Consider the following 15,270-nt stretch of genomic DNA (forward strand, 5'->3'; position numbering starts at 1 on the left):
TAGGAACGGCAAAATTTTTTACACTTCTACTACTTCTTTATCACACATCAGCAAATTTTGCCGGCTTATAATCAGCTAAAAAGCGTTTTTCCGCATAGGCCAAAGCATCATTAACGTAGCCGTAAAATTCTTTATTGGCAAGCATTTTGCTAAATTTTTCACTTAAACAGATACTGCCTGCATCCGCATTTACCAACGGCATATTGCCATATTTTTGTGCATCAGCAGTTTTGAAAAACTGCATAGTTAATACATTCACTACGCTGGCAACAGTTGCTGCCGAAGTTACAAGCTGATACTCATCCTGCATGTATTGAATAAATGCAGGCACATCAATTTGCGTATGCTGCATTAAGTAGTGCAGCAGCGCAACCTCCTCCAAGCGTCTGCCATTAGCAAGCTCCAAGCCAATGAACTCCAAAAGCCTGCCATGCGTAGCACTCAACGTGCTTTCGTAAGGATCTGCATACTGCCTGAAGTTATAATATGATTTCTTCTTTTGAATAAACAGATACGGATCCTTGTCACCTAAGATCAGAAAATCCAGCATCATCGGTGCATGACCAAGTTTAGACTTTACTAATTGATATGATTCCTTGAGCTTGCGCAGCTCCAAAAAATTATTTTTATTCAAAGAATCAAAAATACGCTCCCGAACCACATCGGTAAAATAAACTGTCGATGCACCCGGCAAAAAGTTATTATGCACAATGCGACGCAGCTTTTCCTTGCTGCAGCTGCGGTCACCGTATAACGCTATTGGCAACATGTAATTGTTTTCATAGTTACCGATAAAATCAATAACCTCCAGATAGCGCTTCGCCTTGCTTTTACGCAGACCACGGCCAAGCTGCTGCACAAAGACAATGGCAGACTGCGTAGGACGCAGCATGATAATCTGATTTACAGAAGGAATATCTACACCTTCATTCAAAACATCAACAGAGAAAAGATAATCCAGCTTGTCTACGCCATCTTCATCGCTTTCAAGTCGTTTGATAAGCCTTGCACGCTCTTCCTCACTGGTAGCACCTGCCAAAAAGGCAGCTCTTTTGCCATGTTTATTAAACGCCTCCGCCAAGGCTTTCGCTTCTTCTATCCTGCTGCAAAAAACTATGCCCTTGACGCGCCCTTGGTCACAGCCATAAAAATCTGCATAATACAGGATATTTTTGACACGTTCTTCACTCGTCAGGCGCACGAAATCAGCATTATCATCCAAAAGCTCGCCATCTACAACAATTTCGCTTACGCCGTGATAATGAAACGGCACCAGCATATTTTCAGCCAAGGCCTGATTCAAACGGATTTCGTAAGCAATGTTATGGTCAAAGGTTTTAAAAATATCGCAGTCATCGGAACGCTCCGGCGTTGCTGTCATGCCCAGTAAAAACTTAGGCTTAAAATAGCTCAGCACCTTCTGGTAGCTCTTGGCTCCTGCATGATGCGCTTCGTCGATAATAATATAATCAAAAGCATCAGGCGCAAAGGCATGCAGATTTTCATCCTTCACCAAGGTCTGCACTGTAGCAAAAACATAGTCCCTGTCTATTTCTCTGTGACCGCTGGTAAATAAACCTGTCGTAATATGCTCATCAATAATCTGCTCAAAGCTTTCCTTGGATTTACGCGCAATCAGCCCACGATGCACGATAAACAGGCAGCGTTTAGGCTGCGCTGCCCTCACATCAAAGGCCGAAAGATACGTTTTACCTGTACCGGTAGCAGAAATCAGCAAAGCACGATTCTTGCCCTCTGCCCTAAGTGCAGCAATATTTTGCAAGGCTGCTGCCTGCATTTTATTAGGATTGATTTTGTACAGCTTATGTATTTTGGTATAAGCACGCTGCCGTTGGCTGCGCGCTTCACCATAAATGCGCTCGTAGGCAGCAATCCATTCCTCAGTAACAGGCGTAGCATCATCCCATGCCTGATTAAACTCTTCCTGCATCTGCCTGATTAAAGCGCCATCCTTCATGGAAGAAAGCTGCACATTCCACTCACGGTTAACAGTCAGCGCACTTTGCGTCAAATTACTGCTACCGACAATCATCGTGTAATTTTCATCCTTTGTAGAGGTTGCGTGTGTATGGAACAAGTAACCCTTAGCATGGAAATTATAGTCAGAGGTGATAATCTTCAATTCCAGATTAGGAAACTGCAGCAATCTGCGCAGCGCTCGTGGTTCCGTAAAGTTTTGGTATTGCGAAGCCAAAATCTTTCCCTTAATATGCTTATTCTCCAATTCCTTCAGCGTATCAATCAAGCAGGCAATACCGCTATTAGTTACAAACGCCACAGAAAAGAAAAATTCATCACAATGCTCCAGCTCAAAGAGCAGGTTTTCCAATACCTTTACCTGCTCCTGCTGGTTATTGGTTAATATCTTCGGCAAAAAGCGCTCGTCAGTTTCAATATTAAAATCAATAAAGCCCGCCTCCAAATACAAGGCAAGTTCACTGCTGTTCACGATTATTCAATCTCCTCTTGCTGCAGGCGCTCCACAATCGGCATATCCGCTGCTGCCCAATCCAATGTGTTCAAATCCGCCGGAGCCAACCATTTTGCTGCCACATGCTCCTTCATAACGAACTTGGGCTGTGCCAGCTTGCACACATACGCATGCATGGTAATCGCAAAATCCGGATAGGTGTGCTCCACCGTCATCAGATACGCATCCTCAGGAATGCTGATATCCATGTCCATTTCCTCGCGCAGCTCGCGTTCCAGCGCAGTGTGACGTTCTTCGCCAGCCTCTACCTTACCGCCGGGAAACTCAAATTTATAGCTTACATAATCAAATTTGCCTTTATTACGCTGCATGCACAAAATCTTGCCGTCATGCTCAATTACCGCTGCCACTACCTCATAATGCTTCATCATTACAACCTCCGTGCGTTTTCTCTTGTTTCTTTCAACAGAACTACTGCATCATATACCGCTTCTCCATTAGTACCGGGAATAATATCCTCAAAATCAGCATAGCTTCTGTTAAACGAATTAATAACTCTATTTTGACTATTATAAAATGTAGCATGTAGTGTTCTTCTCATTCTGCAGTCAAGATCATATTCATCATGTGAAATAAGGTATTCATCTTTATCTGCGTCATACCATTCCACCCATACAAGTGCACATTGATGATTACCATGCCCATACTTTTCGCTGCCGATATAAAATCTTGCCGTTGCTGTATCAATCCACGCCCCGTAATGTGCATCAGAACCTATCCAATACCATCTCGGCGGCTGCGGCGGATTAAAGGCTGCACAGGTTGCAGTCAGCGACAGCAGTAAAACCAACAAACACAATATTTTCTTCATCACAAACACACCTTTCAAACTCATTTATCTTTTATCTTGTTTATTTGTAAAGAATTTCTCTACCCTATTCTACCCCACATCTTCCTCTTAAGCAACCGCCTACCGCTCCGTCAGCACATCAAAGCTCTTGCCATCCGTTGTCACCGTCAGCGTACCGTGGTCATGCGTTGTCAGCACCTTCGCGCCAAGATGCGTTAAGCTGCCCACCACGTTCTTGTTCGGATGCTTATAAATCGAAAAATCACCGCAGCTGATGAGCGCGTATTTAGGCTTAACCTTGCTGACAAACGGCCAATAGGACGATGTCTTGCTGCCGTGATGGCCCACCTTAAGCACATCCGCCTGTAGCGCAGTACCGTATTTTTGCTGCAAAGCATCCTCTACCGGCGCCTCCGCATCACCCGTCAGCAGCATCTTAAAGCTGCCGTAATGCAGCATCAGCACCAGGCTGGTGTTATTCATATTCTTCAGGTCCTTTTTATTAAGGAAATCCCCCGGTGCCAGCACCTCGATATAATAATTTTTATCAATTTTAATCGTATCCCCGGCCTTCAGCGCCTGACCGTGATACTTGCCGGCGCGCAAATCCTGGTCCAGCGCCACGGACGCTTTATAGCCGTTGTTCACATAACCGCTGTCATAAATATTGCTGACACCGTATTTGCCGCGCACATACATGATATTGCCCATGTGGTCACGGTGATGGTGTGTCACAAAAGCCGTCTTGATTTTGCTGACGCCGGCCTTATCCAGCGCCTTAATCAGCGCCTGCCTGCCGCCGCTGTCGCCAACCTTATCCTTAACATCGTTGCCCACGTCAATCATGATATTACGCTTGCCGTCCTGCAGCAAAATCGCATCCGCCTGCCCCACATCCAGCACGCTGATACGCAGTCTGCCCTGGGCTGTGCCTGTGTCCTGCTTTTGCTGCATGCTCTGCGGCAGATTATTTTTTACCGCCGCGCGCACGCTTTCGGCGTTAGGCTGATACAGGCCGCTGTACGCTGCCAGCGCCACGATAAAGGCTACAATAATCTGAAAAACAAATTTTAATTTACGCATGTGTATCCTACTTCCCTCTTCTTTACCAAATTAATAATCTTTTGCTAATACATTTATTATATCACGCACATAAAAAAGCGTACATACTTTTAAGTCGTACGTACGCCTCATTCTTAATCTGTTAGTTTAAAACGCCTAAAATTTTTCTTATTTTTTCGGAGTAATCGCCAACACGCGCGCCGGCAGGCCTGTCGCTCCTTCAATACGTGGCCAGCCCGCAACCAGCAATGCTCCCGCAGGTGCCACACGGTCCAGGTTCTGCAGCACTTCAATCTGCAGCTTGCCCTTGCCCAGCACATAACGCTCGCACGCCAAATCGCCTGCCTTGGCAGCCTCTGCCGAAGCATCGGTGTCCAATGTTTCGTGGCCGTTGGCTGCAGCGTTGCGTTCTTCATAAATATATTGCAGTGCCGGCAAGGACCAGCCGGGGAAGTTTTCGCTGCCGTCGTCAGCAATACCGCTAAGCTTATCCATATCCGGCCAGTTTTTATACCAGTCTGTACGCAGTGCCACAAAAGCGCCGTCGGGAATCCGTCCGTATTCCGCTTCATAAGCCTTGATGTCCTCCACCGTTACGGCGTAATGCACATCCTCCTCAACTTTGGCAGTGATATCAATCACGCACAAGGGAAACAGCATCTGCTGTGCGCCGAACGCTTCGGATAAAGGCATATCCTTAACAAAATGACCGGGAAAGTCAATATGTGTGCCGTATTGGCCAGGAAATTTGAAGGTCTGAATCAAACATTCCAGCATCGGGTTGCCCCAATCGAACACTGTCTTGCTAACCTCTACCGAGCCTGCTGGAATACCGCTCCACACCGGGCTGTTATTGTTCATAGAGTGGGAAAGCTCTACCCATTCATAAGCATCTGATTTCATTTCTGCTAACATGTTCCATAATTTGTACATAAGAAAACCCCCTCAATAAAAAAATTGGTCCTCACTATTATCATAGTACATTGATAGGAATTTGTAAAGCAAATATTTTAACAACGGAATTTTTGTACAAATACAAAAGACTCGCCACCGCTAAAAAGCGGCAGCGAGTCCTTTTATATGTAATAATAATATCTTAATTAATCTCTCAGCTTAGCCTTATATGCTTCGGCAACCTCAGCAATTACCTTCTTCATGGAAGCATCAACCTCAGCATCGGTCAGAGTGCGGTCTGCAGCCTGATAGGTCAGGTTGAAGGCCATAGATTTGCAGCCTGCAGCAACCTGTTTGCCGGTGTAGATATCGAATACACGCACACCCTGCAGCAGCTCGCCTGCATGCGCACGGATAACCTGCTCCAGCTCGGCGTTGGTTACCTCTGCCGGAACAACAACGGCAATATCACGGCTCATGCTCGGGAACTTGGGCAGATGCTTGTATTGCGGTACAGCAGTTGCGCTTGCTACCAAAGGCTCTACGGCCATTTCCAGCACGTAGGTAACCTGATCCAGCTCAAAGTTTTCCTGAACTACCGGGTGCACCTCACCGAAGGAGCCGATAACCTCGCCATTGACAACGATGTCACAGCTCTTGCCCGGATGCAGGTACGGCTGTTGGCTGCGAGTCATGGTGTAATCGCTCACCTGCATTGCTTCCAGCAGTCCTTCAACGATGCCCTTCATATCATAGAAGTCAACGTTGCCTTTATCGTCGCACCAGTTGAGTGCTTTACGGCTGCCGCTCAGTACTGCGGTCAGCAGCTGACGCTCCTCGGGATCCTCGGTCAGCGGCAGTGCCTTCGGCAGGAAGATACGGCCGATTTCAAACAGAGCAACACTGTTGTTGTGGTTGCGCAGGTTGAAGGAGGCAGTCTGCAGCGCGCTCGGAATCATAGTGGTGCGCATTACGGAGAAAGCGTCGGTAATCGGGTTCAGCAGCTCAATGCAGTTACGACGTGCATCATCTGCTGCCAGCAGCATTTTATCATAAGCGTTGGCTTTGATAAAGCTATAGGTCATCATTTCGCTCAGGCCTGCGCCAACCATGTAATCCTGTACGTCGTCCTTAACATCGTCCAGCACAGACTGGCTGCCCTGGGTGATGGTCAGCTCCGGCTGATGGCTTTCGATAAAGTCATAGCCATGCATTCGGGCAATTTCTTCACTGATATCAGCATCGCAGTCGATGTCACGGCGCCAGGTAGGAGCGGTAATCAGCAGCTCGCCGTCCTTTGCTTCTACGCCGAAGCCTAATTTGGTAAGAATAGCAACCATTTCGTCCTCAGCGATATTCACGCCGATGCGGCCGTTAATCTTTGCTGCGGTAGTAGTGATTACTGCCGGCTTCAGCTCTTCCGGATAAGCCTCTACGATACCGCTGAAGGTTTCGCAGGCACCCATCTGCTCCAGCAGGTGAGCAGCACGGTTCAGTGCGTCATGGTCGCGGATAGTATCAACACCGCGCTCAAAACGGCCGCTGGCTTCACTGCGCAGGCCCAGCGCACGGGAGGTGCGGCGGATAGAAGGACCGTGGAAGGAAGCAGCCTCCAGAATAACGTTCCTGGTTGCGTCGGTAACCTCGGTCAGCAGACCGCCCATAACACCGCCAAGACCGGCAGCCTTTTCGGCATCACCGATGGTAATCATAGCGGAGGTCAGCTCACGCTCCTTACCGTCGAGGGTAACGAGCTTTTCGCCCTCTTCTGCACGGCGCACAATCAGAGTGTGGCCTGCAACCTTGTCTGCATCATAGGCATGCATCGGCTGGCCCAGCTCCAGCATAACATAGTTGGTAACGTCAACTACGTTGCTGATGGGGCGCACGCCGCAGGCACGCAGACGGCGCTGCATCCATTCAGGAGAAGGCATGATTTTGATATCCTTCAGCACACGGGTAGCAAAGCGGGAGCACAGCTCCGGTGCATCAATTTTTACGTTTACATAATCGCTGGCCTTACCTGCGGCAGCTTCCTTAACGTCCATAGCAGGCATTTTCAGCGGGCAGCCGGTAATAGCACTGATTTCACGCGCCAAGCCGATAATGCTGAAGCAGTCCGCACGGTTGCTGGTCAGGTCGATATCTATAACGGTATCATCCAAGCCTAAAACGGTTTTGATGTCTATGCCAATCGGAGTGTTTTCCGGCAGAATGAAGATGCCGTTTCTTTGCTCCGGCAGCAGCAGCTTGGATTCAATGCCCAGCTCATCGGCACTGCACAGCATGCCGAAGGAATCAAGGCCGCGCATTTTAGCCTTTTTCAGCTTCAGGCCCTCAGGGTTGCGCTCGCTCGGAGGCAGTACGCTGCCAACTACGGCAACAGGCACAATGTCATATTGATGTACGTTTTGTGCGCCGGTAAGAATCTGCACCGGCTCGCCGCCTTGGCCGTAATCCAGCATGCAAACCCACAGGTGGTCGCTGTCGGGATGACGGTGAATTTCCATAACCTTACCGGTGATAACACCCTCCAGGCCCTTGCCCAGTTGGGTTACGGTGTCAACCTCCAGGCCGACACGGGTAATTTTATCGCACAGCTCCGCAACGGAGATGTTAATATCTACATATTGTTTTAACCATTCTAAAGATGCAAGCATGATTGATCCTCCTTATTTGAACTGACTGATGAAGCGTTGGTCGTTTTCGAAGAACAGGCGCAAATCGTCAATGCCGTATTTCAGCATAGCGATACGTTCAACGCCCAGACCAAAGGCAAAACCGGTCATTTTCTCGGGATCATAACCGCTCATGCGCAATACGTTGGGATGTACAACACCGGCGCCGAGGATTTCCAGCCAGCCGCTGTCCTTGCAGACATGGCAGCCGCCGCCCTTAGCATGGCAAATCGGGCAGGATACGTCAACCTCAACGGAAGGCTCGGTAAACGGGAAGTAGGAAGGACGCAGGCGCACCTTAACATCATCGCCAAACATTTGCTTACAGAACAGCTCCAGAGTTCCCTTCAAATCTGCCAGGCTGATGTTTTTATCTACAACAAGGCCTTCTACCTGATGGAACATCGGGGAGTGGGTTGCGTCATAGTCGCAGCGGTAAACGGTACCGGGGCAAATCATGCGAATCGGAGTGTTAGGCTCCTTGCTTTCCAAAGTACGCGCCTGCACGCCGGAGGTTTGAGTGCGCAGCAGATAGTTTTCGGTGATATAGAAGGAATCCTGCATATCCAGTGCCGGATGATCAGGCGGCAGGTTCAGTGCGGTGAAGTTGTGGTATACGTCCTCGATTTCCGGACCGTCGCAAACGTCAAAGCCCATACGCATGAAGATTTTCTTAATCTCACGCATGGTCAGGGTTACGGGATGCAGATGACCGGTTTTCGGCTTGCGACCAGGCAGAGTAATATCAACCTGCTCATTAGCGAGCTTGTCAGCCAGTGCCTTCTTCTCCAGCACGGCGGTTGCTTCGTTGATTTTGCCTTCCAGCTCAGCCTTGATTTCGTTAACAATCTGGCCGATTTTCGGACGCTCTTCGGCAGGCAGCTTGCCCATGCCGCGCAGGATTTCAGTCATCGGGCCTTTTTTGCCCAGATATTTGACGCGCAGGTCCTTGAGCGCATCAAGAGAAGTTACGGCAGCAAGCTCTTCTAAAGCCTGTGCTTTTAATGCTTCCAATTTTTCTTTCATTGATTTCATCCTTTCTTCCTTGGACAGTTCAGAAAGTGCCGGATATGCAAATCAATAACATAGCCGCTGCATTCTCAACTGCCCCTAAAATAAGAAAACGCCCCTGCAAAACTGATAAGTTTACAGGGGCGAAAAACTTCGCGGTACCACCCAAATTTGTTCCTTCATTTGCAAGCTTTAACGCAGCCTTACGCCCACCCTACACAGCCATGCAGCCTTCAGGCAGGACACTCCCAAGGGAACTTCAGCATAATTTTGTGTGCGAAGCTTACAGCCGGTGACTTCGCTCTCTTAAACACAGCCTTAAACCTACTTGCTTGTTCATCGTGTTATCAGGGGTCGATTCAATTTGATGTTTATTATAGCACTTTTTGAGCAAAAGATAAAGAGGGGAAAATGATTTATTATTTTTCCTTTCATCCAGCCTGTTTGCTTTTCGTCCAAAACCATCATCTATTTGGATGAAACCAGCAAATATAATAACAACCGCCCCTTGAAATTAACTTTTCAGAGGGCGGTTAATTTTTTCAATATAAATTATTTTACGCAGGAGCAGGCCACAAAATGCTGCGGCTCAACCTCGCGCAGTACAGAATTGCCTTTATCACAAATACCGGCAGTCGCAGCGCTTCATGAAACGGCAGGCATCCGGCAAGTTGATAGGAGCGGTAATTTCGCCCTTGATAACCTGACTCTTAGGCTTATCCTTGCCCACGAGCAGCCAAATTGCGACTGCGCATTATAAAGCACTGTTCTTATACGAAGGACTGCTCTTACATCATTTTTAGGAACTTGTCATACATAGCCAAAAATCCCTGCATAAAGCTCTTGGCCTTAGCCAGATCCTCTGCATCCGGATGGCTTGCAGCCGCAGCCCAACGAGCCTCGCTCTCGGGGCTGGGGCTGTGCGGACTGCCTGACGGCATCTTGCGCATCATGGCAATCAGCGCCGGATCAATAGCGCCGCGGATAGACAGTGTTCCCAGCACCTTGCAGTCCTTGTTCATCAATACGCCTGCATTTACCAGGGAGCTTACAGCGTGGTCACTCGCGGGATCTGCGCCCAAGGTTTGGAACAGCACTACCTTTTTGCCGTGCAAATTCTCCAGATATTTTTTCATCTTTGCGTTCGGTGCGCCTTTATCAACCCAGTAGCCTGCCACAACAACAGCGAAGTCATCCGCAGCCGGAGCAGAGTCAACCTGCGCCAGCACGCAGCGTTCGCCTGCGGCCTCGGCCAAAGCCTTGGCAACCTTTTCCGTATTACCGGTTTTGCTGTCATAAACGATTAAAATGTCCTGCATAGTAGTACACTCCTTTTATTTCATATTCTTCATAATGCCCATCATCTTCTGGCCTGCCTGCTCCATCAGTCCCGGCTTGCCGTAAAGCGCGCATTCCGCAGCTGTCAGCAGCACTCTGTCCATCTGACGATAGTAATATTTGCCCTTCGCCGTAAAATAATACTGGCCGTCCACAGCATAAAGCAGGTCCAAAAGCTCCCACTGCTCCAACAGCGGCGCAAACAGTTTTTCCCAATCCGCATCGCTATACTGCTTCAGCAAAGCAAAATCAAACCTGCCGGAATCACACTGTCCGGAAAGCTTTTCCAACAGCAGATAGTTTTCGTTATGCTTGCCCATGCCCATGACAGCGTACTGTCCGGACATAGCCTTTTTTACATAGTCGCTTCGGTCCATAGTCTTCATATAATTATACATTCCCATGTGACCGCCGCAGGCCGCACCGCAGGTAATGATATTGGCACCGCTCTTAACTAACGTATTATAACCGCTGCGTTCATCCTCGCGCATTGCCCAATGGCAGCAGCTCAGCGCCTTGGCTCCCTGCTCCGCGAGCAGCGCATCGGCAGCGACGAACATTTCCGCCAGCATTTTATCATTATACTCATACTTGATATTCCCCTTGGCAATCGCCTGACCTAAGGGAGATTTAGGCATAATCTGCAGCTTGTACAAATCCATGCCGCTCACGCCGCAGGCCAGCGCTGTTCTGATATCGTCCAGCAGCATGGCCTGCGTCTGGCCGTTCAGGCCATAAATCAGGTCGATGATAACCTTGACGCCTTTAGCTGCCACCTCTTCGAGCTTGGCCGTTACCTCTTCCTTCGTATTCAGCCTGCCTAAGGAGCGGCGCAGTTGCGTATCAAAGGCCTGCACGCCGAAGCTGAAGCGGTTTACACCGCCGGCAATGCAGGCAGCCAGCTTATCCGCAGACAAATCATAAATACTGCTTTCAAAGGTTACCTCGCAATCATCCGCCAGCTTTGCCACGCTGTGAATTTTGTTCAGCAGCGCGCTGACCTGCGCCGGACTGAGCACGGACGGCGTACCACCGCCAAAGAAAACCGCTTCCGGTCTTTGCTTGGCAAAAACACCCTGCTGCTGCAGGAAATCCAGCTCCGCCAAAAGCGCCTGCACATATTCTTCCACCTGCTCTGCCTCAAAGGGATTGCGGTAAAAGCTGCAATAGGAGCAGCGCAGATTGCAGAACGGAATATGCAGGTACAGCGCCGTCGGCTGCGCAGGCTGTAGAGCAAACTCCTGCAGCATCGTCCCGGCCATCATCCCCGGCAACGGTTTGGTCTTGCGCGGAACATATGTCAGCTCCTTAAAGCTTGCTTCCACAGCAGTTGCCCCCGCTTGGCCGGCAAGAGCCTTATAATCATCGCGCTCATAAAACGCCTGAATATTTTTTGCATAATCAATCATCAGCCTACTCCTTTACTGCATCAGGATACATTTTTGCTGCCATGTAGCGTACTGCCTTAGGATATTCCAAGCCAGGATTGAGCAGGAACAAATCATCCGGCAGGAAAAATACCTGCTTATTTTTTACCGCATCAATGGAATTCCACGCCGGATTGCTCATAATCTCCAGCTTAGGATTACCCTCGCTATCTCTGGGCGCACCCATAGAGGTGATAAAAATTACCTGCGGATTTTTCTCCAGCAAATCCTCTAAGCTGTAGGGAGCCTTGTCAGGCTGAGTTCCCATCGGTCCGCTGACAGGCTTGGTTTCGCCTTGTACCACGTTGCGTAATTTAAGCATTTTAGCACAGCAGCCGGCAATACTGGTTTCCTTTTCCATAGTAATGCCCATGCTGGTGGTGTGCAGAATCGCTACGCTGCGCTCGCTTTTAGGCAGCTTGCTTACTGTAGCATTGATATCCTTATCAAGGCTTGCCACAACCTTCTGCGCCTTAGCATCCTTACGCAATATTTTGCCTATGGTAAGCATGCTGTGCTTAACATCCTCATAAGATTTAAGGTTCAGCACAACAACGGGAATATTGTTGGATTCCAGGGTATGCAGATAACGCTCGTGCATGCCCTTATAAGCAATTACCAGATCAGGCTTCAGCTCCACGATTTTTTCTACATTGATATTAAAGATAAAGCCTACCTCGGCAGCATCCTTGGCAAAAGCGGGCACCTTGCCTACCTGCGTTTTGGCGCGGCCGACAACCTTGCCATCTACTGCCTCCACCAGCTCCAGGAAGGACGGGGACAGGACAACAATTCTTTCCGGAATCTTCTTCAAGGTAACAATACGCTGGTTATCATCGGTAATTTTTACTGCGCTACTCGAACCGGAACTGCCGGTTAGCGGAGAGCAACCGCTTATACATAAGCATACCATAAGAACCGTTAAAATGAAACTGAAAATTTTTCGCATAATACTTCCTCTTAGGCAAACAAAGCAGGCCATCGGGCCTGCTTTATTTGTGCTTTTACTTTACCGCTATGTTTAGAATTTATATTCCATACCAACTCTGTACATACGGCCAAGACTGCCGTCAGAATACGGACCAAAGTTCTGGTGATTGCTGATATTATCAATACCCAGATAAATCTTGGTGTCTTTATTGAGATGTCTGGAGGTCATAATATTGGCAATGGTGAAATCCTTGGTTTCGTAAACAAAATTGCCCATTGTACTCTTATCACCATTATTGAAGTAATAATTGATATTAGACACAAGGTCAAAGCTCAGATCCCAAGCATAAATATTTTCTGGCTGATAGGAAACGCCAAAGGTTACCTGATGCTTAGCTCTATCTTTCAAACGAGTTCCCGCTGTTTTATCTTTAGCATCCAAGAAAGTATAACCAGCATTAAGATAAATATCTTTACCGATTCTATGAGAACCATACAATTCCACACCCTGCAGTAATGCTTCAGGAACATTTTCATAAGCCATGATCATGTCATGGTTAACTCCAGGATAAATATCAGGATGCTGCTCAGTATATTCTCCTGTCCAACGGGTACCAATCAAATCTTTAACTTCATTTCTGAATAAGCCAAAGTGAACTGTAGATCTGTCTCCCCAATCCTTTTCTACAGATAATTCATAGCTCAAGGATTTTTCCGGCTTCAAATCAGGATTGCCCACATAGAATTGACCAGGTCCACCTGGATTAGAAGCATACATCTCCCAGAATATATACAAATCATTTACGGTCGGTGTCTTGTAGCCCTGACCAACTACAGCCTTGATACGTACATCATCAGCAGCATTATAGGTTGCAGCTAAGTTACTGGTCAGCTTGTTGCTGAACTGATCACTGTGGTCAAAACGCACGGAAGGAATAATCAGCCATTTATCATTCGGTCTGAATTCATCCTGAACATATGCTGCCATATAATTAATAGCTGCTTTATCAAAAGCATCATGAGCACTTGCGCCACCCAAAGATGTGTTAGGTTTCTTTAAACGTGTACCCTCACTCTCATCCTTACGATATTCAAAACCGGCGGTCAGCTTATTCTTATCACTAAGGTTAAAGGTATCCTTGCCTTCAATAACGCTCAGAGTACGCTTAACCGTATCATGCTTAGGATCCTTCAGCGTCCAGTCACCAATACCGCCAGGTCTCATCAGGTTAGTCATGCGTGTCTTGTTCTGGCTCATATAATCCTTGTCAAATACTGATTTATAGGCTCTGAGCATCCAGTCCTGCCTGTCATCTGAACCCTGATAAGTAATAGCATAGTCAGTGCGTTTATTATTATTCCAAATCGTCTGCACCTGATCCTGCCATACTTTGCTAGGCACCATAATTTTTCTGGTAGTAGTCGATTTTTGATTTTCTTCTTTGATTTTGCTGTAATCTACGGTTAATTTATTGCCATTGTCGAAGTGATAGCCAACACTCAAAGAAAGAGGCTGCTGCTTGCCGAAGAAGTTCATCGAATCGCCGCTGCCTTTAGGATCCATATACGGTCTGCTCTTATTCAGGCCGGCATTAATCTTATAAGAATAATTGCCCTCAGCGCCCTGCAGATACAGGTTGCCTTTATAGCCTGCGCCCTTACCATCCTCATACCAGCCATATTCATAATTAATGTTAGCAATAGTCTTATCCGGAGTTTTGGTAACAACGTTGATAACACCGCCCATAGCATCACTGCCATAGAGTGCGCCAGCAGGTCCGCGGATAATCTCAACTCTTTCAACGTCCTCCATGCGGATACGGTCTACGTCCCAAGCGTTGGCAGAGTTGTAAGCAGCCTCGCCGCCTAAACGCTTGCCGTCAACCATAATCAGTACGTGGCGGGATTCACTGCCGCGAATGCTGACATTGCTGCGTCCCTGGAAATCGTTGAATACGTTGACGCCCAAAGCACCCTTCAATGCATCATGCAGGGTTTTAGCCTGTGTCTGCTCCAGCTTTTTACTGTCAACAACCTCTACTGCTGTAGGTGTTTCTTTAACTGACATCTGAGTTCTGGTTGCGGTAACAACCATAGTGTCCAAGGAAAACTCCTGTAAATTCTCTTCAGCAGCGAATGCTGTCCCCCCCCATAGTACACCGCCAGTTAACAGGGTTGTCAGGACTAACTTAGATAGTTCTTTTTTCTGCATACTCATACCACTCCTTAAAATATATACCAATCACAGCTATAACAGATTAAAATTCGGCAAAGTCTGCCATAGCCAAAACCAGTCATTTACACATATGTCTATTCAGATATATATGTTTTTTGTGTCTCTATCTGTTTTCGTAATTAATACTGTTTACAAGTATATCATTTAAAGATTGCAGAGTCAAGAAAAATATGAAAACTGTTGCAATTTATTTTTACGTAAAAAATATTAAAACTAACAAAAAAATTTACATGATACGAAGCAGAATATTTTATATTCCATTTACCTGTTGCAGACAAAAAAAGACTCCCAATTTCTTGGAAGTCTTGAATTAGAGTTGGTGGCGGCGCACGGATTCGAACCGCGGACACTGCGGGTATGAACCGCATGCTCTAGCCAACTGAGCTACGCCG

The 15,270-nt window shown here is 47.5% G+C and carries 11 protein-coding genes and 1 other annotated feature; all 11 genes read right to left on the bottom strand.

The window, feature by feature from the left end:
• Window positions 1-40: 40 nt before the first annotated feature.
• The 11 genes from Q0612_RS09315 to Q0612_RS09365 all read right to left on the bottom strand — a co-directional run bounded on the left by Q0612_RS09315 (window position 41) and on the right by Q0612_RS09365 (window position 14,854).
• Window positions 41-2,470: a DUF3427 domain-containing protein gene (locus Q0612_RS09315; protein WP_298883848.1), complete on the bottom strand. Its 2,430-nt coding sequence runs from the start codon at window positions 2,468-2,470 to the stop codon at window positions 41-43.
• A 2-nt stretch (window positions 2,471-2,472) separates the two neighbouring features.
• Entirely contained in the window at window positions 2,473-2,880 is a 408-nt protein-coding gene (locus Q0612_RS09320; RefSeq protein ID WP_366915023.1) for a (deoxy)nucleoside triphosphate pyrophosphohydrolase, read from the bottom strand.
• 2 nt (window positions 2,881-2,882) lie between these two features.
• Window positions 2,883-3,323 (bottom strand): hypothetical protein, encoded by a 441-nt coding sequence (locus Q0612_RS09325; protein WP_298883861.1) that lies wholly within the window; start codon window positions 3,321-3,323, stop codon window positions 2,883-2,885.
• A 99-nt stretch (window positions 3,324-3,422) separates the two neighbouring features.
• Window positions 3,423-4,385 (bottom strand): ComEC/Rec2 family competence protein, encoded by a 963-nt coding sequence (locus Q0612_RS09330; protein ID WP_298883864.1) that lies wholly within the window; start codon window positions 4,383-4,385, stop codon window positions 3,423-3,425.
• Window positions 4,386-4,532: 147 nt separating this feature from the next.
• Window positions 4,533-5,297, bottom strand: coding sequence for a cyclase family protein (locus tag Q0612_RS09335; RefSeq protein ID WP_298883868.1), 765 nt, complete (start codon window positions 5,295-5,297; stop codon window positions 4,533-4,535).
• Between the two features lie 167 nt (window positions 5,298-5,464).
• Entirely contained in the window at window positions 5,465-7,918 is a 2,454-nt protein-coding gene (pheT, locus tag Q0612_RS09340; RefSeq protein ID WP_298883871.1) for a phenylalanine--tRNA ligase subunit beta, read from the bottom strand.
• Window positions 7,919-7,930: 12 nt separating this feature from the next.
• Window positions 7,931-8,962 (bottom strand): phenylalanine--tRNA ligase subunit alpha, encoded by a 1,032-nt coding sequence (gene pheS, locus Q0612_RS09345; protein WP_021720558.1) that lies wholly within the window; start codon window positions 8,960-8,962, stop codon window positions 7,931-7,933.
• Between the two features lie 121 nt (window positions 8,963-9,083).
• Window positions 9,084-9,296 (bottom strand) — a binding site (T-box leader).
• A 439-nt stretch (window positions 9,297-9,735) separates the two neighbouring features.
• Window positions 9,736-10,266, bottom strand: a complete 531-nt coding sequence (locus tag Q0612_RS09350; protein WP_298883875.1) for a flavodoxin family protein — start codon at window positions 10,264-10,266, stop codon at window positions 9,736-9,738.
• Window positions 10,267-10,281: 15 nt separating this feature from the next.
• Complete coding sequence (locus Q0612_RS09355) at window positions 10,282-11,694, bottom strand: radical SAM protein (RefSeq protein ID WP_298883878.1); 1,413 nt, start codon at window positions 11,692-11,694, stop codon at window positions 10,282-10,284.
• Between the two features lie 4 nt (window positions 11,695-11,698).
• Window positions 11,699-12,661, bottom strand: a complete 963-nt coding sequence (locus Q0612_RS09360) for an ABC transporter substrate-binding protein (protein ID WP_298883881.1) — start codon at window positions 12,659-12,661, stop codon at window positions 11,699-11,701.
• Window positions 12,662-12,733: 72 nt separating this feature from the next.
• The gene (locus tag Q0612_RS09365) at window positions 12,734-14,854 is read right to left on the bottom strand and encodes a TonB-dependent siderophore receptor (protein ID WP_298883884.1); all 2,121 of its coding nucleotides are present in this window, start codon (window positions 14,852-14,854) and stop codon (window positions 12,734-12,736) included.
• Window positions 14,855-15,270 lie beyond the last annotated feature (416 nt).

Source organism: uncultured Phascolarctobacterium sp. (assembly GCF_937920985.1).
Classification (GTDB): domain Bacteria; phylum Bacillota; class Negativicutes; order Acidaminococcales; family Acidaminococcaceae; genus Phascolarctobacterium_A.

Excerpts from the sequence above, each read along its gene's own strand:
- Q0612_RS09320 (WP_366915023.1), bottom strand. The coding sequence starts at position 2,880 with ATGAAGCATTATGAGGTAGTGGCAGCGGTAATTGAGCATGACGGCAAG.
- Q0612_RS09325 (WP_298883861.1), bottom strand. The coding sequence starts at position 3,323 with ATGAAGAAAATATTGTGTTTGTTGGTTTTACTGCTGTCGCTGACTGCA.
- Q0612_RS09330 (WP_298883864.1), bottom strand. The coding sequence starts at position 4,385 with ATGCGTAAATTAAAATTTGTTTTTCAGATTATTGTAGCCTTTATCGTG.
- Q0612_RS09335 (WP_298883868.1), bottom strand. The coding sequence starts at position 5,297 with ATGTACAAATTATGGAACATGTTAGCAGAAATGAAATCAGATGCTTAT.
- pheT (WP_298883871.1), bottom strand. The coding sequence starts at position 7,918 with ATGCTTGCATCTTTAGAATGGTTAAAACAATATGTAGATATTAACATC.
- pheS (WP_021720558.1), bottom strand. The coding sequence starts at position 8,962 with ATGAAAGAAAAATTGGAAGCATTAAAAGCACAGGCTTTAGAAGAGCTT.
- Q0612_RS09350 (WP_298883875.1), bottom strand. The coding sequence starts at position 10,266 with ATGCAGGACATTTTAATCGTTTATGACAGCAAAACCGGTAATACGGAA.
- Q0612_RS09355 (WP_298883878.1), bottom strand. The coding sequence starts at position 11,694 with ATGATTGATTATGCAAAAAATATTCAGGCGTTTTATGAGCGCGATGAT.
- Q0612_RS09360 (WP_298883881.1), bottom strand. The coding sequence starts at position 12,661 with ATGCGAAAAATTTTCAGTTTCATTTTAACGGTTCTTATGGTATGCTTA.
- Q0612_RS09365 (WP_298883884.1), bottom strand. The coding sequence starts at position 14,854 with ATGCAGAAAAAAGAACTATCTAAGTTAGTCCTGACAACCCTGTTAACT.